The organism is Burkholderia sp. BE17 (genome assembly GCF_009362305.1).
In the GTDB taxonomy this organism is placed as follows: Bacteria; Pseudomonadota; Gammaproteobacteria; order Burkholderiales; family Burkholderiaceae; genus Burkholderia; species Burkholderia pyrrocinia_C.
The window spans coordinates 21,868-46,045 of record NZ_WHNU01000048.1; the positions used below are offsets into that span (position 1 = coordinate 21,868).

Below are 24,178 nucleotides of genomic sequence, written 5' to 3' on the forward strand. Positions count from 1 at the left end.
GCGGACGCTGAACGGAGGGAGCAATGGCACTGCTGGCGGTCAAGCATCTGGATCCCGTGGTCGGGATCGATGTGCATTCGGTACTGGTCACGCCGGGGACGCCGCCGGTGTTCCTGCCGCATCCCTATGTCGGTTTCATGCTCGATCGCCGCGAGTATATCAACGCCGCGCTGGGCGTGATCGGCAGCATCGTGTTCACCTTCGTCGAGGAAGAGGTAATCGACTACCTTCAGGACAACCCCGATGTCGCGAACGAGCTGGACCATGCGCTCAAATCCGCGGCGACTGACCTGCAGCAGGCGAACGCCGAGCTGATGAGCAACCCGCTGATTGCCAAAGGCGTGAAGCTCAGCAAGGTTGCGACCTCGGTTGTCGGCGACATCGCTAGCTCAGCCGGCGACATCGCCAGCGCGGCCGGCGCCGGTGTCGGCATTGGCAGCATGGCAGGCCGCTCGATATTCATAAACGGGTTTTTGCGTGCCACGGCGGGCACCCACTCTTTTCACGTGCCCGGCCTGCACTTTCCTTTAGGCGAGTCGTTCGCCCCGCCCCCTGCCGAACTGCCGTCGAACGACGCTGAATCCTATATGGGCAGCAGAACTGTGTTGGCCAACAATGATCCGCTGTCGTTCATGGCACTGCCAGCGATGAGCTGCTGGTCGATCGGGCTGGAGCCACCGCCTCATTTCGGCGCGCACACGCAGAGAACCGCACTGTCGATGCCGAGCTCGGTGATGCTGCCGATTCCAGTAGGGCGACCGGTGCTGGTGGGCGGGCCGCCGGTCATGAACATGGCGGCGCTGGCTTCGTCGCTCTTCAAGGCCTTTCGCGGAAGCAAGTGGGCCCGGGCGCTGGCCGACAAGCTGAATCTTAAACCGGGCTTCCTGCGCTGCACCGTGCTGGGAGCCGATCCGGTAAACATGATCACCGGCGAAGTGGTCATGCATCAGCACGACTTCACGGTGTCGGGGCGCCTGCCGCTCGTGTGGGAACGGCATTACGCGAGTCACGACACGCGGCGCGGCGCGGTGGGCGTGGGCTGGCAGACGCCGGCTGATATCCGGCTCGAACTGATGCGGCACGACGGCACTGTGGGTGTGGCGGCGTATTTCCTGAATCACGCGACGGCATTCGATGCAATGCCGGACCCAACTGGGTGGCCGGCGCGCGTGTATGACTGGCAGCGCGGACTGGCGTTGTACTTGCGAGACGACCGGCTGGTCCTGCGCACGCGTGGAGGGCTCGAATATGAGTTTGCATTGCCCGCGAACTGGCAATATGCGCTTGAGAGGCTTGCGGACGACGCCACCTTGACGCTGCCCGTTGGGCGGATGGCTGACTTGAACGGCAATGCGTGGGTATTCGAGCGCGAACTGGAAGGCACCCTGGCGCGCGTGGTCGAGTGGAAAGGGCAGGAGGAGACCGGACGCGTGATTAAATGTGAAGCTGCTGCAGGCAGCCGCACGGGAGGCCATGCGGATCTGCTTACCGTGCTGATGTTCATCGATGCCGGCGGCCGCGCCCATCCGCTTGTCGTTTACGAACACGACCGGAACGGGAATCTGGTTGCCGCGCTGGATGCGATAAGCCAGCCGCATCATTTTGCTTACGCCGACGGCCACCGGATGGTGAGCCACACAAGTGCGCGGGGCGTGTCGTTCTACTACAGCTACCAGCAGGGCGACGATCGCGTGTGGCGTGTCGATCATGCGTGGGGCGACGACGGCCTGTTCGACTACCGCTTTGTCTACGATATCGATCATTGCGAGACGCGGATTATCGACTCGCTGGGCCACACGACCACCCTGCAGGCGAATCAGCGCGGCATGCCGGTGGCACGGGTCGACCCACTGGGCGGTGTGTGGAGCTACCGCTACGACGCGCAGGGACGCACGAGCGCAAAAACCGATCCCGCCGGGCGCACTATCACCTGGCAATACGATGCGTACGGCAATCTGCTCCTGCAGACGCTGCCGGACCGGAGTGTCGTGCGTGCCGAGTACAACGCTGACCATAAGCCAATATGCCTCACTGTGCCAGGCGACAGGCAGTGGCACTACGCATGGGATGATCACGGCAACCTACTCGAGCAGACGACGCCAACGCATGCCACCGTGCGCTACGAGTACGACCGGCACGGGCAACTGGTGGCGCATACAGGACTCCGTGGCGGGATAACGCGCTTCGACTACGATCGCGATGGCAATGTTGAAGCGGTGACCGATCCGCTCGGCCAACGCACCCGGTACGCCCACGATGCGCGGGGCAATGTCATCCAGACCGTCAACGCGCTTGGTCAGGTGAGCCGTTATGAATACGATCACAACGGCAACCTGACGCGGGCGATCGAGCCGGGCGAACGGGAAATTTTCTGCGGTTATGATGCCGACGGTAATCTGGTGCGCTATCGCGATCCGAATGACCAAGTCACACAATGCGAATATTCGGCACTCGGGCAAACCGCCAAGCGGCTGACGCCGGACGGGGGCGTGGTCGAATATCGCTACGACACCGAGGGGCAACTGATCAGCGTGGTCAACGAGCGCGGCGAACTGTATCAACTGAAGCGCGACGCGTTGGGACGGATCGTGGAAGAGGTCGATTACTGGGGCCAGCTGCACCACTACGAGTACGGCGCGGCGGGCGAGCTGCTGCGCAGCGTCGATCCGCTGGGGCAGGCGATCTGCTACGAAACGGATATGCTTGGCCGTATCGTGAAAAAGCGCGTGCCGGATCCGCGGCAACCCGACGGGATTCGTACCGAGATGCTCACGTATGACTGCCGTGGCAACCTGATCGTCGCCGAGAATCCGGACAGCCGCGTCGAACTGGCGTATGACGCGGCCGGTCGCCTCGTAGAGGAAAGGCAGGGCGACCATTTTGTGATCGTCTATGTGTACAACGCGGCGGGCAACCGGATCGAACGCCGAACTGAACTCAAGGCGGATGGCGAGATCATCACGCATACGGTTCGCTACGACTACGACGCGCTCGACGTGGTCAGATCGATCCAGATTGACGACAATGCGCCGCTCACATTCGAGCGGGACGCGGTCGGGCAGATCCGCGTTGAGCATCTTGGCGTCGATCTGCGACGCGAACTATCTTATACGTCGGAAGGGCTGCTCGCAAAGCAAACGCTGCTGGCCAGTACCGGCCCCCTGTTCGCCAGTGAATACGTATACGACGCCAATGGCGAAATGACCGAAAGGCGCGACTCGCGACTTGGCGTCGAGCGCTACCAGTACGATCCGGGAGGGAAGCTGACCGGACACCTCGATCCGGCCGACAAGCTGCATCGTTTTCTGTACGATCCGGCCGGCGACCTGCTGAAGACCCGGATTCGCCACTGCAACCAGACTGGCGCGTTCGGGCAGGGCCCACAGACCGACATGTGGATACGGGAAGGCGAACATGACGGCTGCTACTATGCATTCGACCGCATCGGCAACCTTGTGCGCAGACAGGATCCGCAACAGGACCTGATGCTGCGCTGGGATGGCGACGGTTTGTTGATTGAAACGTTGACCTTGCGTCGGGCACCGGCCGCCGCGGGGGACTCAGACGCCACGCTGAACATTCGTACGCGGTATGAGTACGACGTCTTTCATCGACGCACGAAGAAGATCACGAAGATTAAGCATGACGTCGATTCCCGGGCAGGGTCAACATCGCTCCGTACCAGCCGCTACTTCTGGGAAGGGGATGTGATGGTGGGCGAATTTGCGGCGGTTGACGAGAACATTCCCAAACTCTCGCCAAACGTGCCCTCCCGTGCCGACACGACTCAGTCTCAATCCCCGAATTGTGTAGGCGGTACACGCGATGCGTTACCTGGATCAACGAGTGTGCATGGCGAAGCACGGGAGTGGGTTTACTATCCTGGGGGCTTTCGGCCGCTGACAGGAATGCGGCATGTATCCGCAACGGATACGGCAGCGTCGCCAGCGAGCGACACGCGGAATGCGGGACACGCAACTGGCCGCGACGACGTGTGGGAGGCGCAGCAACTGCAAGCCCAGCCTACAGACCGGGGAAGTCGGGATCGGCCGACGATGCGATCGTCGCTGGACCTGACGCGCGATCCTTCAGCGATGCATTACTTTCATTCCGATCCAAACGGCGCGCCAACCCGAATCACCGATCCGCTTGGCATGGTCCTCTGGACCGGCAGCTACGCGGCCTGGGGCACAGTCAGTCGAAGCTGGGCTCTTAATGATTTCGACCAGCCGCTCCGGCTTCAGGGGCAATACTTCGAGGCGGAAACTGGATTGCACTATAACCGGTACCGCTACTACGACAGTCGCGTCGGGATGTTTATATCCCAGGATCCGCTTGGCATCGGGCCGGCCACGAACATTTACCGGTATGCGAAGAACACCACATCCTGGGCAGATCCCCTTGGACTGGATAGCGCGGATGACCCACTGTCGCGAATCATCAATTTAATGAAGGCGATCGGCGGAGACGCAGTCCGCCGGGGTAAAACCGGACGGGGCGCCGAAGAGATCCTGGAATCGCATGCAGCACACTTGAATGCTACACACCCACTTTTGCAGGGTCCCTATCGGTTTGAGGCGCAACCAGCTACCTGGGGTAAGAATGGCTTACGGGTGCCGGGGTACAGAGAAAATGGTAAATATTTCAATCTTCCTGGGAGCCGTGTATTGGACCTCGGCATCGTCGATTCACGTCAACCGTATTCGCACCCATTTTTCGAGAACCTCGGATTTGATTTGAATAAGGTTGTGGCGGGGATGGACATATCCATATCTGATACTAAGCGTGGAATTGAAGCTTACTATAAGGATCCTTTTCATTGTTTTGGCGACATACCGATTATTGATAAGAGACGAAATGGTTGTCCGCCGCCCCCGGCGCCAGAATAGTTGAATTGGGCGTAAGTGCTGGCATTGACGCTGAAGTCGATTTAGACGCGAGTTCGGCAGGTTCGATACGCCGATCTGCCATCAAGTTAACCGGGCTCGACGCTTGCCGAGCGCAATGTGTCACACGGGTCATATGGAAGACGTGGTCGAATCGCACGAGGCGGGGAACGCCACTGCCAAGGCGTAGACCAAAGGAAAGTCGTCACCGTTTGCGAAGGAAAGATGTCACTTCGCCGCGCGACATTGGCCCCGAGACGGGAAGTTTTCGAAGAATCACGGGGTTGCGTGCGGTGCATTAAAATCGTCACAGGGCGCAGCGTCGCGAAGGGCGGTGTCAACTCCCCCGCGATGCCGTTGCAGCGCCGGTAGTCCCGGCCACACGTTGTGCGAAACCCAAGTTTTGGTCGAAAATCGTGCTGTAGTGATAACAAGGCTTATCTCGCTGGTACGTTCATTCCGACGCCAGCATCCCGTCGAATACCGTTGCCCGTGTGAGGTGGTGGGTGTGCCAGGCGCTTATTGCATGGTCATAGCTATCGGCAATTGAACGATGGTTGAAAAGGGCGACAACCTGCCCGAACACCAGGCAGCAGAGGAAGACGATGCAGATCCTCCAGGCTTTATGTGCGCGAACGCGACCGTTCAATCCGAAAGCCGCGATGATCAGCGTGATCGGTATGGTGACGGCAAGCGCCAAGCAAAGCAGGATCGCCAGGTCCGATATCCCGTACAACATCATTATCGCGTCTCCGTTTGATTTAACTCTTCTTGACGAGGCCACAGGCACTGCAATTGTAAGTCCCGTCGCGAACTCTTAGATCCGCTTATATGGATCAACTGATAACGCGAGACGCGAGGTTTGATCGGCGCGGCCGTACCGGTCGCATCGACTCCGTGAGAGGTAGAAATGTTCTTGGGGAGATCGATTTCTACGGTAAATATACACACGATTTCCCCCTCCAGTTGGTGTTGATGACCGTTTGAAGACTTATCGGTCTGGTGTTGTCTTGGAGACCGTCGACACTGACGTTTTTCGTCGCCAAACTTTCTCAACGTCACGGTTTTACTTTTCGTCATCGACAAGACCGATCTTTCGTTCGCAGTGATGGGAAGTAAAGTTGCCCACCTTCGCGAACCACGGCCTAGACGTCGGCGCCGACATCCGCGACGTGCAGGAGCTGCTCGGCCATGCGAGCCTGCGCACCACCACGCTCTACACAAAGGCGGACGCGGTGCGGCAGTTACAGTCGGTCGAGACGTTTTTCAACGCGGCGCTCGACGGGGCCGAAGGCACGGGCGGGGCGGCGATCACGACCCCGTCGTCCGCGGCCCGCGTTGCGACGAGCTTGGTGCCGCACACCGTTGACGAGGAGCTCGCCGGCGGGGTGCCGAGGGTTTGGTCTTAGCCGCCGGTGCCCGATTGACTCGCGATCAGCTTCGCGCCACAGGCCAACTCGTCGCCATCGCACGCGGCGGGCTGACCGTCGAAACGGCCACGACCCGATACCTTTGCGATGGTCGTTGGGCCGTGAAGTTCGCAAATCGCGGGATCGTGCAAACGCGCAATCGCCTGGCCCTTGATGCGAGAGTGGGGCGCGCCCGACAGGACGCGACCACCATGGCTATGGGCATCGCCCTCAAGAATATAGGGTTTCTCGCTCATGTAGGGCCCTAAAAATCCCAGCTGAACGTCTGTGGGTTCGCTTTCCGCGACGTCTCGTCCGGAGGCGTCAGCATCACGATTGTCCCGTGCAACGGGTCGCGTAGGTTCACCAACGCGCTCGTCTTGCCGTCCCCGTAATCCATCATCAAGGCTAGTGCGAGCTGCACCCAGGTCGAGCTTGTGCCCGTGTCGCCACCGATGCGTCGCTGCATGTCGAAAGCGTCCTTCGGATCGTCGAGATCGATGTGTTGCGGATTGTCGTGTAGCGACTGCACCAGCAGTGCCAACGAGCTGTTTGACGCACCCGTGTCGTAGAACATACGGCCCGGCTGGACACCTGTCGGTAACGTGTCCAGTGCCTGCTGCCAACCCGCGCGGAGTTTTTCGATCTTTTCGCCCTTTTTCAGCGGTTCTCCATGGCCGTCGCTCAGATCCACGCGCACGGGGCGATGCAGGTAGGCTAGTACCGGCCAGTCGTCGTATTCCTTCAACTGCCAGGTCGTCCACGGCACCGGCACCCACGGATTCGGCTTGAAGCCTTCCGGCGTTTTTAGCGGCGTGGTCTTCCAGAATTCCGCCAGCTTCAATTGCCAATAGTCCCAGGGCATTTCTTTGTGCGTTGCTTCGCCTGCTGCGTCGCCTGCTGCCCAATAGGCCTTCTGTTGGGCCCAAAAGTAATTCCACAGCTTGATCACGTCGTACTGCGTCTTGGTGTTGTCGATCGCCTCCGGTGCGTCAACCGTGTAAGGCCGGATCAGTCGGTCGACACGATCCTTGCGTGTCACCAGCAGGGCCACAAAACTATCGGGCCGGGTCGGCACGAAGTTGCCGTTCTTGTTTTGTTGCGTTAGGTCTTCTCCCGGAGTGCTCAAATACGACCGAGTATTCAACCCATCCTCGATCAGCAGCACGACGGCGGGCAGGTCCGGATGCCGATCGAAGAACTCGAACACACGCGAAATTACCTCATCGCCGTGTTCGGTATGGATCTCATCGAGGCGAATGTAGAGCGTGTTCCCGATCCCTGCACCATTGTCGGCGCTGCCGATATGCGTAGCCATGCGACCGGCGTCGGGGTCGTTCTCCTTTCTTGGAGGTCCAGCCACGATGACCGGGATTGGCCAGTAATCTGTCCAGTTGCGCAGGGTGTAGCCGAAAACGTTGTTTTCGCGTTGCCCTTCTTGAGACATCCGCGCCATTGCTTCCCACGGGTAGTCTTTCGGATCTTGCGACAGCAACTTACCGTTCACGCCGGCTTCATCCAGCCGCATCAGCAGCGCGCGCTGACGGAAGCGGTCGACCGTGACGCCGAAGCGACGGATCTCCAGCGTGAAGCGCGGATCGCGCGCAGCGGCCGCAGCGAACCCATCGTCATGCACAGCGGCGGCCGGCACCGCTGCCGGATCGAACGCGCGTGGTGCATGTTGGCGTGACCACACACTATAGCCGGCATACACCATGCCGCTGATCAGAACGATCGGTAGCAGCCAGAACAGCCCGCGTTGAGTCATCGATGTGGTTCCCCAAGGGAGAGCGCCGCTCACGGTGAGCAGTTTCAATACGGCGGTCCAGAGCAAAGCCAGGACCATCAGCAGTACCCCGAATAGGGGGCGTTTCGACGCGCTGGTAGAAGGTGTAATTGTCATCGCAGATCAGAATTTGTTCCAGAGGTCCTGGACGCCCTGTTTGGCATTTTCGAGCGCCCCGTCCAGCCCCTGCTTGGCGGCGTCGACTTGCTTGCCAATGTATTGCTGGCCACGCGTCATGCCTTGTTGGACCTGGGATTTGACCTGGTCGGCCTGTGCCTTCAGACGCCGATTGCGCTCGTCGATGCGCTTGCGCTCCTGGTCGGCTTCCTGCTTCTTTTTAAAATCCTGTTGCTGTTGGTAGATCTCGCTCACCACTTGGGACGGAGGCGCGGCGGGCACTAGGTCAGCGGCCGGAAACGTGCCGTCGTAGTAGTACTTGCAATTTGCTTCGACGATCTTGCGGGTTAGGGGATCGAGTTGGTTGTATTTTTGTTTTCCTGATGCGCCCTGTACTTTGTCAAAGGACAGCCGCCAATCTGCGATGGCGCGCAGCAGTTTTGCCCAGTCTGGATCATCGATGGCGCGGGCCTGGCCGATGGAGACATCGAAGGCGGTGGCGCAGCGGTGATTGCGTCGACCGCTCATGACGGCGGAGTGATAGGAGTCCGGGGAGCGGAAGGAGTTCATGATGCGCACCTTGGCCTCGTTGGGGGATTCCTGTCGGACGATCTGCAGCTTGCCGGGCTGGATCGGAAAGGGCGCGGTGACCTGAAGCACGCGAAACCGATCGTCGGCATTGGTCTTGCCTTCATTCAGTCGGGTCTCGACTGTGCCGCGATCGGGGATCCGACTGCCGATTCCGAAACCGGGCCAGTCGATGGTTTGAATCGGTAGCTTCTGCAAGGTGCCGGGGCCGCCATCCGTGCTCAACACGGTCTCGGCTTCGAGCTGGTCGAGGGCCTGCTGACCCGGCTCGACCTCGCTCGCACTGCCGTCCAGTGGCGTGCGTTGGGTTCCGTCGATCACATTGGCTTGCAGTTCCGGTGGAAACGGCGGAGGCAACGCTTCGCCATTGATCGTCCGCACGGTGCCGACGGGGATGTCGGCGCGCTTCAATTTCTCCGTCACCCCGGTAGTTCCGTGGGCGCTTTCGCCTTTTTCGCGCAAGGTGAAAGGACCGGGGGCATTGCCGACAAGTACCGGTTTGTCGTTGCGCAAGCGCCGCGTGAACACGCGTTGGCGGAAACTATCGGACAGGATCCGGATGGTCTCGGGTTTTGCACCATCGCGCGAGGCCGTGACGCTGCGAGAATCGGGCAGACCCGACGAGCCCATGCCGTTGATGCCGTTCATGGCGACGGTGGAGTCTTCGGGGCAGAAGTAAAGATAGACCTTGCCGCGATTGTCCCGTTCGGCGAAGGCCAACGTAGCATTGCCGACGACATCGTTGGGGCCTGTCAGGCGCGTGGCATGTTGGGACCCCCACTTAGGCCCGGTGATACCGAAGTTGTCGCGCACGACCTTGCCCTGTCCATCGGTGGCGCAGAGCTTATCGAGTGGCGGCGTGCCGTGCTTCGCTTGCGCGACCAACTGCGTGAGATTAGAGAGGGTTTTGGTGCGTGCGTAAGTGGTTTGCTGCTCGTCGCCGGTCTGGCCGAAGCGGTCCGCGAATTCCTGTTCGAGGGTAAAGGGCGAGTCGATCAAGATCAGCGTGTCGGCTGGTCGATCTCCGACACTGCACACTTTCGAATCCAGCCCGTTGATCAGGAAGGCCTGAGCGAGAAGCGAGATCAGGGTGCCCTGGCTGTGCGCAATGATGTTGACCGTCTCGTCAGGGTTGATGATGCGGATCTGTCGAACGAGTGCAGCCAGCCGGACGGCAGCCAGCACCATGTAGTGGCGGCTCGGGGCTTCGAGCAACGGATGGGTCGGATCGCCCGAGAGGAAATTGAGCGAGGCGGTAAGTTTTCCTCCCAAGAAGTGCGAGGAGAACATACCGGGGATGTCGGTCGTGGCGTTGGCGAAGAAACCGCCACCCTTGGCACGGTGTACGTCCAAGCGGTTGCCGAACTTGTCGACATACTGGCCGTTGACTGTTTGCTTGTTGGGGTCTTTCGGCAGATCGTCCTTGTCTGCTCGGACGCCCCAATAGAAGGGGATAAGTGGGCTGCGGGTGTCGGCTGCTTCCTGACGACGATAAAGGACATCGTCGAGGTTTTTCATGAGGTCGGCAGCGGTGACAGTTTTTTTGTTCGGATCGTCATGGGCCATGCGGCCGTGCTTATACTCGGCGGCCTTGAGATCGCTGCGGCCGAGGCGATCGTTGAGCCCTTCGCAGAGCCCACCTTCGACGGTGCCGAAATCGGTGCCGAGATCGTTGACGCCGTGGATCAGGATGGTGGTGCAGGGAAAGCGGTGCTCGACGTCGACGTTGACGTGCGCGTCTTGAGGACGGTTCGATTGAAGGACCGCTTTCTTTTCGCCGACCACGCGTGGAGTTTGTGAGGTGGCCATCGGCTTATTCCTTAGCGTCGAAAACGTGGACGTGAGCGATGTGCATTGCATCGCTGGCGGTGAGGTTGGTCAAACCTTCGTGATCGGAGACGCCTTGAATGACCTGGCCGTTGTTCAGGGTGATCTTGTACGGCCGGTTCGGCACGGCGTGCAGGTTATCGGCACTGTCGGTACCGGGATAGCGCAGGCGGAATTTCTGGTCGGCACCAGCCTGTGAGAAGGCGGGCGACGAGACGTGATCAGTGGCCGGGTCGAGGAAATCGTGGCCTGCCGTATGCATGGTGAAAGCGCTGTTCGAGCCGCCCTGAATACCGCTACCGATCTTCAGATAGCTGCCGTCTTCAGCAACCATTCGAATGGTCTTGCCGGATATCAACACCTCGTCGCCGATCGACGTGATCTGCACGCCTTTCTGCGCGATGGCCGACAGGATGTCTTGCTGGGCCTGCAACATCAGCGGCCCGTCGCCGGCGATCGCGCGTACGCCTTCGCCGCGCCCGAACAGGTGAAGGCCCTGGCCGGCAGACGCACTGAAGCGCTGACCGCTGGTCAACTGCAGATGTTGCTGCGCGACCTGGTCGATGTTTTCGCCAGCGTAGGTGACGTGCGTCTTTGGCGTCAGATTGACCGAACCACCTGGTGCGCCGATCGCCATCAAGGCAGATGAACCCGACGCAGGCGCGGCAGCGGATCCGGTCGAGTTTGGTGCGCCATCGCCGGCGGCCCAGTTCTTGAAAGCCGCGGCGACGGCCTGCTGGCCGGTGGTATCCGCGGATTGGCCGCCGTGCTGCCCTGCGTAATCACCGAGCGACTTGAACAGATCCGAGCACTCGCCGAGCAGGGCGATCAGTTCGTCACGGTCGAGCTGGTCGCCGCTGGCGCGGGTGCGTGCATAGGCCGTGAGCAGGATGCCGCGTGCGGCACGCACCGCGGCGGCCGCGTCGGTGCGCAACTCCGCGCCTTCGCCACGTGCTTGTCCGGTGCCGTTCTCGCGAGGATGGGTCAGGTCCCCGAGATTCAATTGGGTATAGGCATGCTCGCTCGCCAACTGCGCGCTGATTTCGTTCGGCGTGTCGTCGAGCCGGAGCTGGTTATAACGCTTGCCCTTTATTTCCTGAGTTTTGATGCCCGAAACGTAACGATTACCGGGCAGCGATCCCGTATGGGTGAAAGCTGCAGGTGGGTTTGCCCCATTGGGCACGACGCCCGTAATGATCAAACGATCGGGGTCGCCGGCGACATGATCGATTAAGACTTCCATGCCGGCGCGCGGCAGGAAAGATGCACCAAAACCCGGGCCGGCAAGACTAGTGGCGACGCGGATCGGTACGCTGTCGCCGGAGTTGCCGTTGGTGCCAACGCCCTGGGCATGGGCGTGATCAGCCGGATCAAGGCCCTGTAACTGGACATAGACACGGCCATCCTGGTCGCACACGATGTCCTCGCCGTCGCGCGCGACGATGACGCCAGTGAGCAGATGAACGGGCGGCAGATCGATGCGCGGGTCATAGCCGGGCGTGAGCGGTACGCCACGGCGTACCGCTGTGAAGGTGTTTTCGTAGCGGGTATCGCTATCCTCGCTGAGCGAGGCGGCCCAAGCCGACGTGGGTTGAGCCAGATGGCGGCTGGCGGCAAACAAGGCTTGTGCGCGATCGCTCAAGCCTTTCGGTAGGTTGTTCCAGATGTCGTGCTGGATCGAGGTGATCACGAACTGGCGTTGGTCAACGGACTGCATGTCGAGGTCGACATCACCCGTGAGAGTGACATACGCGCCGACGGCGAGATCGCGCACGCCGCTCGCGCCGTCGACCCGCTCGGCTTGAAACTGATGGGCGTGGATGCGGGTTTGCGTGAGGCGATCGAGATCGTCCCAGGAATCGCCGGCGTGCGGGATGTCGATGATCACGTCGGCCAGCAGCTTGGCGAGGTCGTTCCCGGCCTCGCCCTGGTCGAGGCTTATCGTGGCCGCTGAGGTGTCGACGCGGGCTTTTTTGTAGTCCCATGACGGGCGGCTGGCCTCACCCGAGACGAGTTGCTGGTGTTGTGCGAAAAGCGTAACGGTGTCGCGCTCTTCGGTACCAGCGTCGCGCGGATGCAGGCGCACGGTGCCGGCCGGCGCTTCGGGCAGGCCCATTGGGTCGTCACAGAAGACGAGGGTGTGGACAGGGGGCTCGTTGGGGGTCCCTTTCGCGCCGTTGACGGGACCGGATCGGGCGAACACGGTGATGCCTTCGCGACGCAGCAGGCGACGAATGAATTTCGCGTCCGATTCGTTGACCTGTCGGGTCAGTTCGCGCGCGGGGTAACGGCTACGGTTCAAGCCGGACAGATCGAATTCGAACGCGCGGGCGAGCGCCGGGCTGCGCTGCCGCCATTCGTTGAGCAGAACGGCGAGCACGTCGACGACGCTTTTCGTGCGAAAGAGCCGTGAATTGGTGCGCTTGTCCATCAGCGACAAGGCATCACAGATCGTGAGCTGGTACACGCAGAGATCGCCATCACTCTGTCCGGCTTGGACATCGCGGATGATCGCGTTGACGCAGTGTTGCTGCCCGCGATCGGTGGTGATCTGGACGGAGACCGGCATGCCCATGAACAGCTTCGGAGGCAAATGATGACGAGGCGACACGCAGGTAAGCGCGCCGTGGATGCCGGTCATCAACCCCTCATGGATGCGTGCGTGCTGAAGCGCAACCAAATTGCCCAGTGCACCTTGCGCCTGGCCAAAATTGAGGCTGACGGGACGCTGATTCCAGTCGACTGCACCCGTTGCGAAGTTATTGAACGTGTCGCGAATGCCCACCGCAAGCCCCTTTCTTCGTTGTTCACATCCTGTTAATCCGTCCCGGCCTGGGCGGATTCTCTCAGTGTATTAATTGATCGTGTCACGCGGTACGAAATGCCATTGCCCCGATTCCGGGTCAAACACCGCCACCTGTTCAGCGCGACCGACTGGTACCACTATCGATTCGATTGTGTCGAGTGCCGTAACAGTCCGCTGCAGCGTTGATTCCGCTGCGACCGGATTAGCGAACCATTGTTGCACAATCTGTAGCGTGTCGCGCCAGGCGAACAGGCCGGCGCGTTCATGTAACCGGTCCAATACCGCCCAGGTCTCGCTGTCGATTTCCATCCTCTCCGGGCTTCTCGGCTGCATTCGCCATTGGGGCGCCTGATCGCGAACTACACGGATCAATTGGCCGTCGTTATGCGCAACCAATCGTTGGTGGTGCGCGAGCCAGGCCAAATGCACTGCGAGCGGCCGTTGCCGGAACCGACTCGAATAGAAAATCCCTATCGGCAAAAGGTTCGAACGCACGACCCCGTTGACCGCATCAGGATCGTTCTGCCGCATGAACCGCATCTCTAACAGCGCGTCAAACGGCGAGAGGAAACAGCGCACCGCAGGACCGTACCGGGAGATGTCAGCCACGACCGACGCAACGTCTGGACGTGTCGGAGACGTCATGACGAATACGGCCCGTTTCGGATAAGGCACTGGCATGTTTTCGAACGCGTCGGCCGCAGAGATCAGTTATGCATCGCGCAATTCTTCCATTGCACCATATGACGAGTCGGTATGCAATTCTAGGCTGGGAACTCCAGACAGAAAGTCAATCATTGTTACGTTGCTGTTCGGGTTCCGAAAAACGACCTCAACAGTCTGTTCCTCGAAGTCGTCGGAGAAGGTCGCACGCTCAAACGATGGGCATTTTTAATGTACTGCGTAAGCTATTTGCGAAACACCGGTGCGGCATTCACGAGTCTTCGCCGGGCCACCACGTCCGCCGCTCACGGTCGATTGCATAGTCGACCAGTTCCTTGCCTTCCAGCCATTTCGGCCGAGGGCCGCGGCCTGACCAACTGCGGCCCGACGACGGATCGTAGTACTTCGCGGCAACGCGCTTTGATCGCGTCTGTATATAGCCCAGTGCGGACAACACTTCTTGCTGGGTAATGCCATACAGCTCAACTTGTCTCTTGAAGGCTGCCAGCGCAGCCTTCTTTTCTACGGCCCTGGTCTGGGTCAGCTGAGTATCGAGTTCGCGTAGCTCGGCTTGCAGCGCGTGAAGGGTAGATGCTTCCATAAGTCCCGGAAAGAAGGTTTGGATGTGGCAGAAAACGAGCGCCGAGTGCCGCTATTATTTCGCATCTCAGTGCCACCTGATCGGAATTTGCGCACGGGTCGGTAGGCCGCCTTGTGGTGGCGGGCCGTTTCGACTGGTTACCACGATGATCGTTCCGGTAGCGGGCCACGCCAGTGGCTTGGTCATACTCGACGATACTCGAGTCCAATACAATGAGCGCTGCACTCGGTGAACGAGTGCCCTCTATTGCGTTCCAGTTCGCGCATCGTGATCCGTTCCGTTGCAGCCATCGAAGCCAGTCCAAGAATTCCGCCGCACCCCCAAAGCGGACATTTCAATCTAGCCACTACAACCAAAAATGTTGGTCATACATATTATGTAAAATAAAATAATTGCGACAGCACCCTTGTGCCCGTGCCCGGGACAGCCGGCTTTGAATACGCGTTCCTGTCCTTCTAGATTCGACGTTACGCGACGAACCGGATCGCGTTGTTCTCGATGGCAGCCTGGTTGCCGTATTGCCAAGTGATGTTGCGGTGTTCATGTCCGATCGGCAGACCCGAGTAGATCGGCAGGCCGAAGCCGCCCAGCACGTCGACAAGCATCTGCTCGAGCGTGAAATCCGCGCCGTCCGGGATCGGGCAGCGCGTGAATTGCCCGAGCACGAACGCGCGGGCCCCGTCGAACGCGCCGCTCAGACGCAGTTGCGTCAGGCTGCGGTCGAGCCGGTAGCCGAATTCCGTCACGTCCTCCAGCAGTACGATCGCGTCGCGTGAGCGAAGCGACCAGCGCGTACCCGCGACGCTCGCGAGCACCGTCACGTTGCCGCCGCACAGACGTCCCCGCACCGCACCAGGGGCGCCGGACAAATGCCGCAGGCTCAGCGGCGCGCGTTTGCCATCGGTCAGCACGGCGCGCATGTCGGCACGCGTCGCGTCGTCGACCTTGGTCGCCAGGCTGTGGAATGTCGGACCATGCAACAAGCGCACGCCGGGCCGGTCTGCAAGCGCGCAGAATAGCGACGTCGCGTCGGAAAAACCGACGATCGTCTTCGGCGTCGCGATCTCGTCGGGCAGGTGCTCGAGCAGATGCGCGCAACCGAATCCCCCTCGCGCGAGCCAGACGATATCGATTGACGGATCCATCAAGGCGCGCCGCAGATCGTGCGCGCGCTCCTCGGCGGTACCGGCGAAATAGCGGTACCGGCTGCCGAGATGTGCGCTCGTCGTGACCTTGAAGCCCCAGCTTTCGACGAGCGCGATGCCGCGCTCGATTCCTTGCGGATCGGGCACACCTGCGGGCGCGACGACGCACACTGTCTTGCGTCTTGATTCCATTGAACGGATACCGTGAGGACAAGAACCCGCTGAATATACCTGATACCACTCGCGAGCCGCTCACACGTGCGAGCTAGGCCGTCGATACCGAGACTCCTGATTCACATCGATCACTCCGCCGAAGGCAATTCCCGAACATCGATCACATTCAGCGAACGATCGTCCGGCACCAGCAGGTCGATCCGTCGCATGCGCGGATGCGCGAACATGCACGCGCACAGCAGCACGCTCGTCGCGCCCACCGCGACAAACAACAGCGAGACGCCGCCACCCTTGCCGATCCCGAGCCATGCGTTCGCCGCCTGCGCGAACGTCCCGCCCGCCGACAGCGCGGGCTCCAGCACCCGGTCGACGACGAACCCGCCCACCGCGACGACGACCGTCATCGTCGCGATCATCAGCATGCTGACGAACGACAGCACGCTGGCCTTGTTGCGCGCCGGGATCTTGCGCAGCCACAGCGCGCTGGCGCACCCTTCGGCGACGCTGCCCGCCGCCAGCGCGACGAACGCGATCGCGCAGTACGACGACGTGGCCGACACGAGGCCGATCGACAGCATGCAGAGCGACAGCACCGCATCCGCGCACACGACGATCAGCATCAGGCGCCGCGGATTCGTCGTCGCGACGAGGAGCGACATGCCGGCGAGCCCACCGATTGCAGCCGACGTGTAGACGAGCCCGAGCTGCGCGCTCGAATGAGTCGCGAGCACGAGCGGTGCGATCATCATCGTCGCAAGCGAGATCAGCGCGCTCTGGATCATCATGTAGCCGAGCAGTCCGAGCATCAGCGGCTCCGCTTCGAAGAAGCGCAACGCGCTCGCGATACCCGCCAGTACATCGCGCCGCAGCGGCCGGTCCGCGCGCACCGGCTCGACGGATGCCGCGCCGGGATGCCCCAGCGCCTTGAGCACGCACAGCATCGCCGCGACGCTCGCGACGAAATGGATCGTGAAGACCGCATTCAGGCCGGCGCCGCCCATGATGACTCCGCCGAGCAGCGGCGCGATGAGCGTCGACACGTTCTTGCCGATACCCATCAGGCCGTTCGCACGCGTCAGCGCGTCGTTCGAGACGATCGAATTGATCGACGCCTGATTGGCAGGTGTCCGAAATGCGCCGACCGCCGACGCGCATGCGTTGAACGCATACAAGTGCATCGGCTGCAGCCGGTCCGCGAACAACAGCGCGAGCAGCAGCAGCGTGAGCAGCGCGAGCGCCGCGTTGGCCGACACGATGATGAGCTTGCGGTCGATCCGGTCGGCCAGGCCGCCCGCGAACGGCAGGATCAGCACCGACGGCAGCGTCGCTGCGATCACCGTGTTCGAGAAAGCCGTCACCGAGCCGGAATGCTGATAGACCCACACGCCGAGTGCGAACGACATCAGCGCGGCGGCGCATTGCATCGACGATTCGCCCAGCCAGAAAAAAAAGAAACGACGACCCGTCGACATGCAGTCCTTCCCGGTTTGAGCGCGATCAAGCTCGCGCGACGCGAACGCGTCGGATTCGGCGTTCGCGCATCTGGCGCGCGAACCGGCCTGCCGGATTAGAACACCGGCGGCGCCCGATGTCTGTCATGGGAATGCATGACGGGCGCCGCGTGCATTGTCCGGCGTTGGGGGGACAGACGCTCGGCCGGCGCGGTGTTTTAATGCCCGTCACTTGAGAATGGCCGCATCCGCTGCGCGGGTTTCCGGCGCAATCGAACGTCGCAATGTATCGGCATCCGAATAATTTTCGAAAGCGAATCCATCTACGGCGGGCAGCGAGATGAAATACCCCCTACGGGCAGCACAGCGCAATATTCTGTCGGCGCAAAACATCCACGAAGACCACCGGCTCGCGCACATCGGCGCGTTGGCGCACATCGTCGGCGTGCTCGACGCCGATCTCTTCTGGCGCGCGGCCGACTTCGTCGCACAGCACAGCGCGGCGGTACGCTCGTCGCTACACGACGGCGACGATGGCCAGCACCAGATCGCGCACGACGACACCGGCTTCGCGCGCGAGATGCTCGACCTGCGCGCGCATGCCGATCCGCAGGCCGCTGCGCAGCGCTTCGTCGACGACGATTTCGCGAATCGCCCGTTCGCCACCGACGGACGCGAGATCGCCTGCGGGATGGTGCTGATACAGGTTGGCGATAACGACCACATCGCCTATGCGAAATTCCATCACGCGCTGTTCGACGGATGGGGCACGTCGCTCTTTTACGCGCGCCTCTGCGACGCGTACAACCGGATGCGTGCGGGCGAAGCGCCGCAGCCGTGGGACGAGACGAGCGTCGACGCGATGCTCGCCGACGAGCGCGCATATCTTGCTTCCGACAAGTGCGACGCGTCGCGGCGCTACTGGGCCGAGCGCCTCGCGTCATACGACAGCGAGTATTTTTCGCGCGCGACGTCGCAGTCGAACCGCCGCACGGTGCTCGCGCTGAGCGCGGCCGACACCGCCGCGCTGCACGCGTGGTCGGACGCGCAGCGCGCGAGCCCGTTTCATTTCTTCGCGGCGGTCCTGCAGGCGACGCTGTTTCGCGTCGTCGGCGCCCGCGACCTCGCGATCGGCCTGCCGATCCTGAACCGTCGCACCGCGATGGACAAGCAGACGATCGGACTCTTTCTCGGCTTTTGCGTATTGCGTACGTCGGCCACGCCCGCCGACACGTTCGCGGCGCTCGTCGCGCGAATCGGCACGCAACTGAAAGCCGATTTCCGCCATCAGCGCTATCCGCTCGACGCGGTGTCGGGCGACCAGGGCCGGCTGCCGTTCGAAGTGAGCCTGTCGTATGAGCGGCACGACTACGATGCGAAGTTCGACGGCACGCAGACGACGGTGACACCGCTGCGCACGCCCGCGCAAAGCTATCCGTTGCGCGTCTATGTGCGCGACTTCAGCGCGCGACGGCCGATCTACGTCGACTTCGACACGAACGATTCATGCTTCGGCGAGCTTGCGCCGCAGACGCTCGTCGATGCGTTCCGGGACGTGCTTCGTGAAGCGCTCGACGACGCGAATGCGCGGCTCGTTCCGGCAAAGCTGGCGGATCGCGATGCACGGGCGACGTGTTCGACCGCCCTGCCCGTACCGTCGCATGCGAACCTGTGCGATGCGTTCGAGCAGATCGCCACGCAGTATCCGGATGCGATTGCCGTATCCGGCGACGTCGGTTCGCTGACCTATGCCGAACTCGACGCACGCGCCAATGCGCTCGCATGGACGCTGCGCGATCTCGGCGCGGGCCCCGAGCTGCGCATCGGTCTCGCGTCCGGGCGCGACATTCATTTCGCGATCGGCATGCTCGCCATTCTCAAGACCGGCGCCGCTTATGTGCCGCTCGACTCCGCCTATCCCGACGAGCGCCTGCGTTTCCTCATCGACGACAGCGCGATGATCGCCATCGTCGGCACCGACGTTGAGCTCGAACGCCTGCCGCGTGACAAGCATCTGCCGCGCTGTGTGATCAGCCTCGACGATAACGGCGGCAATCGCACCGCCCCGCCCCGCGCCGTCTGCGCCGCGCAAGCCGCCTACGTGATCTATACGTCCGGTTCCACCGGCACACCCAAGGGCTGCATCGTCACTCACGCGAACGTGCTGCGCCTGTTCGACGTCACGCGCGAGTCGTTCTCGCTTGCCGAACACGACGTGTGGAGCGTCTTTCATTCCACCGCCTTCGACTTCTCGGTGTGGGAACTCTGGGGCGCCCTGCTGCACGGCGCGCAGGCCGTCTTTGTCCCCTTCGAGACGAGCCGCGATCCGCTCGCGTTCGCTGATTTCCTGCGCACGCATCGCGTGTCCGTCCTCAGCCAGACGCCTTCGGCCTTCCGCCTGCTCGATCGGCAGCCCGGCACACTGCCCGCGCTGCGCCTGGTCGTGTTCGGCGGCGAAGCGCTCGAGCCCGCCGCGCTGCGCGACTGGTTCGACCGCTACGGCGACACACGCCCACGTCTGGTCAACATGTACGGCATCACCGAGACCACCGTCCACGTGACCGCTCGCACGCTGCGGCGCGCCGACGCCGACACGCCGCTCAGCCCGATCGGTGAGCCGCTGGCCGATCTGTCGCTGCAATTGCTCGATCGTCATGGCGAGCCGGTGCTCGACGGCGTCGCCGGCGAGATCCACGTCGGCGGCGCCGGCGTCGCGCGCGGCTATCTGAACCGGCCAGGGCTCACCGCCGCGCGCTTCGTCCCCGATCCGGACGGCGCGCCAGGCGCGCGGCGCTATCGTGCGGGTGACCTCGCGCGACGCCGCGCCGACGGCGAGATCGTCTACCTTGGCCGCGCCGACCAGCAGATCAAGATTCGCGGCTTCCGTATCGAGCCCGGCGAAATCGAGGTCGCGCTGCGTGATCACCCAGGCGTACGCGATGCCGCCGTGGTGGCCGACGACGATGCGCACGGAAATGCACGGCTCGTTGCCTATGCAACTCCGTCGAGCGACGCGCTTGACCCCGTCGCGCTGCGCGCTCACCTCGCCGCCCGCCTGCCGGCTCACATGATTCCCGCGCACGTCGTCGTCCTCGATGCGCTGCCGCTGACCGTCAACGGCAAGCTCGACCGCCGCGCGCTGCCGCGGCCCGAAGCCGTCGTCGACGACACCCACCGCGAGCCGCCCGCCACACCCACCGAGCGCCTGCTGGCCGACATCTGGGCCCGCGTCCTCGGCCGCGAACCGGCCCGCTACGACAGTTTCTTCGCGCTCGGTGGCGACAGCATCAATTCGCTCGAAGTCGTCACCGAGGCCCGCGCGCGCGGCGTGTACGTGTCGCCCCTTCAGTTGCGCGAATGCCCGACGCTCGCCGCGCTCGCCGAAGCGGTCGATCGCGACCCGCTGCCGCCGGTGGCGGCGTCCGCCGCGCCCGCGCCGTTCGCGCTGCTGTCGGACGCCGACCGCGCGCGGCTGCCCGACGGCCTCGAAGACGCGCTGCCGATGTCCCGCCTGCAACTCGGCATGCTGTTTCATCGCGAGCGCGACGGTGGCGCGGTGTTTCACGACGTGTTCCGCTATCGTCTGCGAATTCCCGCGTGGGACGAGGCCGCCTGGCACTGCGCGCTCGCAGCCGTCACACGCGCGCACGCGACGCTGCGCACCGGGTTCGCGCTTGACGGCTTTTCGACGCCGCTGCAGTTGATCCGCCGCGAAGCCGCTGCCTCGCTGCAGGTGTTCGACTGCCGCACGCTGGACGACGCAGCGCAGCGCGTCGCGCTCGACGCGTTCGTCGACGCCGAGCAGCGGCGCGATTTCGACATCGCACATGGCCCGATGCTGCGGCTGTTCATCCATCGCGTCGCCGACGACGCGATCCACGTCACGCTGAGCTTTCATCACGCGATCGTCGACGGCTGGAGCGTCGCGACGCTGATGACGGAGTTGATCGGCCACGCGTGCGGCGGCCCGCGCATCGAGGCCGCCAGCGATGCGCCGGTGCTGGCATTGCACGCGGCCGCCGAGCGCGACGCGCTCGCGGACGATGCGCTGCGCCGCGCGTGGCGCGAACGACTAGCCCGGCAGCCCGCGACGCTGCTCGCCGGCGATGCCGACGCGGGCGGCGACCCGCACGATCCGAGCCGGATCACCAGCCGCCGCACGGTCGAGCGCGTCGTCCTGCGCGTGTCGCAGCCGTTGTCGACGTCGCTCGCCGCGCAGGCCCGCGCGCTCGGCGTCGAACTGCGCTCGCAGCTGCTCACCGCGCATCTGCGCGCGCTGTCGATGCTGACGGGATCGGACTGCCCGGTGACGGGCTACGTCGTCCACAACCGGCCCGATCACGCGCTCAGCGCACGGGCGACCGGCCTGTTTCTGAACAGCGTGCCGCTCGGTGCACGCCTCGCGCCCGGTTCGTGGGCCGGGTTGATCCGGCAGGTCGCCGCTGCCGAGCGCGAGATCGACTCGCTCAAGCGCCTGCCGCTCGCCGCCATCGCCGACGAAGCCGGCGCGGGCCGCCTGTTCGACGTCGCGTTCAACTACATCCACTTCCACGTCTATCGCGACGCGCTCGATCTGCCCGGCGTCGCGGTCGTCGACTTCGACGCGCACGAGGAAACCGACTTCCCGCTGCTCGTGCAGTTCGCGCGCGACCCGGCCGGCGACGGCTTCGACGTGTCGCTGCATTACGACGTCGCCCGGTTCGGCGCGGCGCAGATCGAACGGCACGTCGCGGTGCTCGACGCAGCGCTGCGCGACATCGCGGCCGATGTCGATGCGCCGTGGCTGTCGATGGCGGTCGTCGGCGTGCGCGACTGGCCGGTGACATCGCGTCCGCCGATCGCGTCGACGCTGCGGCATGCGAACCTGTGCGATGCGTTCGAGCAGATCGCCACGCAATATCCGGATGCGATTGCCGTATCGGGCGACGCCGGTTCGCTGACCTATGCCGAACTCGATGCACGCGCCAATGCACTCGCGTGGACGCTGCGCGATCTCGGCGCGGGCCCCGAGCTGCGCATCGGTCTCGCATCCGCGCGCGACATTCATTTCGCGATCGGCATGCTCGCCATTCTCAAGACCGGCGCCGCTTATGTGCCGCTCGACTCCGCCTATCCCGACGAGCGCCTGCGTTTCCTCATCGACGACAGCGCGATGATCGCCATCGTCGGCACCGACGCTGAGCTCGAACGCCTGCCGCGTGACAAGCATCTGCCGCGCTGTGTGATCAGCCTCGACGATGACGACGGCAATCGCCGTGCTCCGCCCCGCTCTGTCTGCGCCGCGCAAGCCGCCTACGTGATCTATACGTCCGGTTCCACCGGCACACCCAAGGGCTGCATCGTCACTCACGCGAACGTGCTGCGCCTGTTCGACGTCACGCGCGAGTCGTTCTCGCTTGCCGAACACGACGTGTGGAGCGTCTTTCATTCCACCGCCTTCGACTTCTCGGTGTGGGAACTCTGGGGCGCCCTGCTGCACGGCGCGCAGGCCGTCTTTGTCCCCTTCGAGACGAGCCGCGATCCGCTCGCGTTCGTTGATTTCCTGCGCACGCATCGCGTGTCCGTCCTCAGCCAGACGCCTTCGGCCTTCCGCCTGCTCGACCGGCAGCCCGGCACACTGCCCGCGCTGCGCCTGGTCGTGTTCGGCGGCGAAGCGCTCGAGCCCGCCGCGCTGCGCGACTGGTTCGACCGCTACGGCGACACACGCCCACGTCTGGTCAACATGTACGGCATCACCGAGACCACCGTCCACGTGACCGCGCGCACGCTGCACCGCGCCGATGCCGACACGCCGCTCAGCCCGATCGGTGAGCCGCTGGCCGATCTGTCGCTGCAATTGCTCGATCGTCATGGCGAGCCGGTGCTCGACGGCGTCGCCGGCGAGATCCACGTCGGCGGCGCCGGCGTCGCGCGCGGCTATCTGAACCGGCCAGGGCTCACCGCCGCGCGCTTCGTCCCCGATCCGAACGGCGCGCCAGGCGCGCGGCGCTATCGTGCGGGTGACCTCGCGCGACGCCGCGCCGACGGCGAGATCGTCTACCTTGGCCGCGCCGACCAGCAGATCAAGATTCGCGGCTTCCGTATCGAGCCCGGCGAAATCGAGGCCGCGCTGCGTGATCACCCAGGCGTACGCGATGCCGCCGTGGTGGCCGACGACGATGCGCACGGTAACGCACGACTCGTCGCTTATGCCACGCCGGCGAGCGACGCGCTCGACCCCGTCGCGCTGCGCGGTCATCTCGCCGCCCGCCTGCCGGCTCACATGATCCCCGCGCACGTCGTCGTTCTCGATGCGCTGCCACTCACCGTCAACGGCAAGCTCGACCGCCGCGCGCTGCCGCGGCCCGAAGCCGTGGTCGACGACGCTCACCGCGAGCCGCCCGCGACACCCACCGAACGCATGCTCGCCGACATCTGGGCCCGCGTCCTCGGCCGCGAACCGGCTCGTCACGACAGCTTCTTCGCGCTCGGCGGCGACAGCATCGCGTCGCTCAAGGCGCTGAACGCGGCGCGTGTCGCGACGGGCCTCGATCTGCCGCTGCAAGGGATGTTCATGCAGCCGACGCTGCATGCGCTCGCCGCGTGGATCGATGCGCTCGCGGCCGACGCGCGCGAAGCGGGCGCTTCGACGCCCACGCCGGTGCGCCGCGCAGCGCGCGTACGGGCGCGAATTTCCGCCGGGCCGGACGGCTCGCACCTCACGACCCTCGACAAAGCCCTTTGAG

The 24,178-nt window shown here is 63.2% G+C and carries 12 protein-coding genes; 3 read left to right on the top strand and 9 right to left on the bottom strand.

The genetic code is table 11. From position 1 onward, the window contains the following. The first annotated feature begins 23 nt into the window (after positions 1–23). On the top strand, positions 24–4,889 hold the full coding sequence (locus GD429_RS32855; RefSeq protein ID WP_152863396.1) for an RHS repeat-associated core domain-containing protein: 4,866 nt from the start codon (positions 24–26) through the stop codon (positions 4,887–4,889). A 451-nt stretch (positions 4,890–5,340) separates the two neighbouring features. On the opposite strand, the gene GD429_RS32860 is transcribed toward GD429_RS32855, so the two are convergent. Beyond that, positions 5,341–5,628: a hypothetical protein gene (locus GD429_RS32860; protein ID WP_152863399.1), complete on the bottom strand. Its 288-nt coding sequence runs from the start codon at positions 5,626–5,628 to the stop codon at positions 5,341–5,343. A gap of 379 nt (positions 5,629–6,007) precedes the next feature. Between GD429_RS32860 and GD429_RS41915 the strand changes: the two genes are divergently transcribed. Then, complete coding sequence (locus GD429_RS41915; protein ID WP_321575059.1) at positions 6,008–6,295, top strand: tyrosine-type recombinase/integrase; 288 nt, start codon at positions 6,008–6,010, stop codon at positions 6,293–6,295. Here GD429_RS41915 and GD429_RS32870 read toward each other — a convergent pair. The 8 genes from GD429_RS32870 to GD429_RS32905 form a co-directional block, all read right to left on the bottom strand. Further along, entirely contained in the window at positions 6,292–6,552 is a 261-nt protein-coding gene (locus GD429_RS32870; RefSeq protein WP_152863400.1) for a PAAR domain-containing protein, read from the bottom strand. The genes GD429_RS41915 and GD429_RS32870 overlap by 4 nt on opposite strands. A gap of 8 nt (positions 6,553–6,560) precedes the next feature. Next, complete coding sequence (locus tag GD429_RS32875; RefSeq protein ID WP_227791886.1) at positions 6,561–8,111, bottom strand: type VI lipase adapter Tla3 domain-containing protein; 1,551 nt, start codon at positions 8,109–8,111, stop codon at positions 6,561–6,563. Positions 8,112–8,204: 93 nt separating this feature from the next. Continuing rightward, entirely contained in the window at positions 8,205–10,595 is a 2,391-nt protein-coding gene (locus GD429_RS32880) for an effector protein Tle3 domain-containing protein (RefSeq protein ID WP_193727263.1), read from the bottom strand. A gap of 4 nt (positions 10,596–10,599) precedes the next feature. Then, on the bottom strand, positions 10,600–13,398 hold the full coding sequence (locus tag GD429_RS32885) for a type VI secretion system Vgr family protein (RefSeq protein ID WP_321575060.1): 2,799 nt from the start codon (positions 13,396–13,398) through the stop codon (positions 10,600–10,602). A gap of 69 nt (positions 13,399–13,467) precedes the next feature. Then, complete coding sequence (locus GD429_RS32890) at positions 13,468–14,028, bottom strand: hypothetical protein (protein WP_152863404.1); 561 nt, start codon at positions 14,026–14,028, stop codon at positions 13,468–13,470. Between the two features lie 325 nt (positions 14,029–14,353). Beyond that, a complete protein-coding gene (locus GD429_RS32895) occupies positions 14,354–14,683 on the bottom strand; it encodes an H-NS family nucleoid-associated regulatory protein (protein ID WP_152863406.1) in 330 nt (109 codons plus the stop codon). A 467-nt stretch (positions 14,684–15,150) separates the two neighbouring features. Beyond that, positions 15,151–16,020: a S66 peptidase family protein gene (locus GD429_RS32900; protein ID WP_152863408.1), complete on the bottom strand. Its 870-nt coding sequence runs from the start codon at positions 16,018–16,020 to the stop codon at positions 15,151–15,153. 110 nt (positions 16,021–16,130) lie between these two features. After that, a complete protein-coding gene (locus GD429_RS32905; RefSeq protein ID WP_152863411.1) occupies positions 16,131–17,474 on the bottom strand; it encodes an MFS transporter in 1,344 nt (447 codons plus the stop codon). Positions 17,475–17,793: 319 nt separating this feature from the next. Between GD429_RS32905 and GD429_RS32910 the strand changes: the two genes are divergently transcribed. Then, a complete protein-coding gene (locus GD429_RS32910; protein WP_152863413.1) occupies positions 17,794–24,177 on the top strand; it encodes a non-ribosomal peptide synthetase in 6,384 nt (2,127 codons plus the stop codon). The last annotated feature ends 1 nt before the right edge of the window (position 24,178 follow it).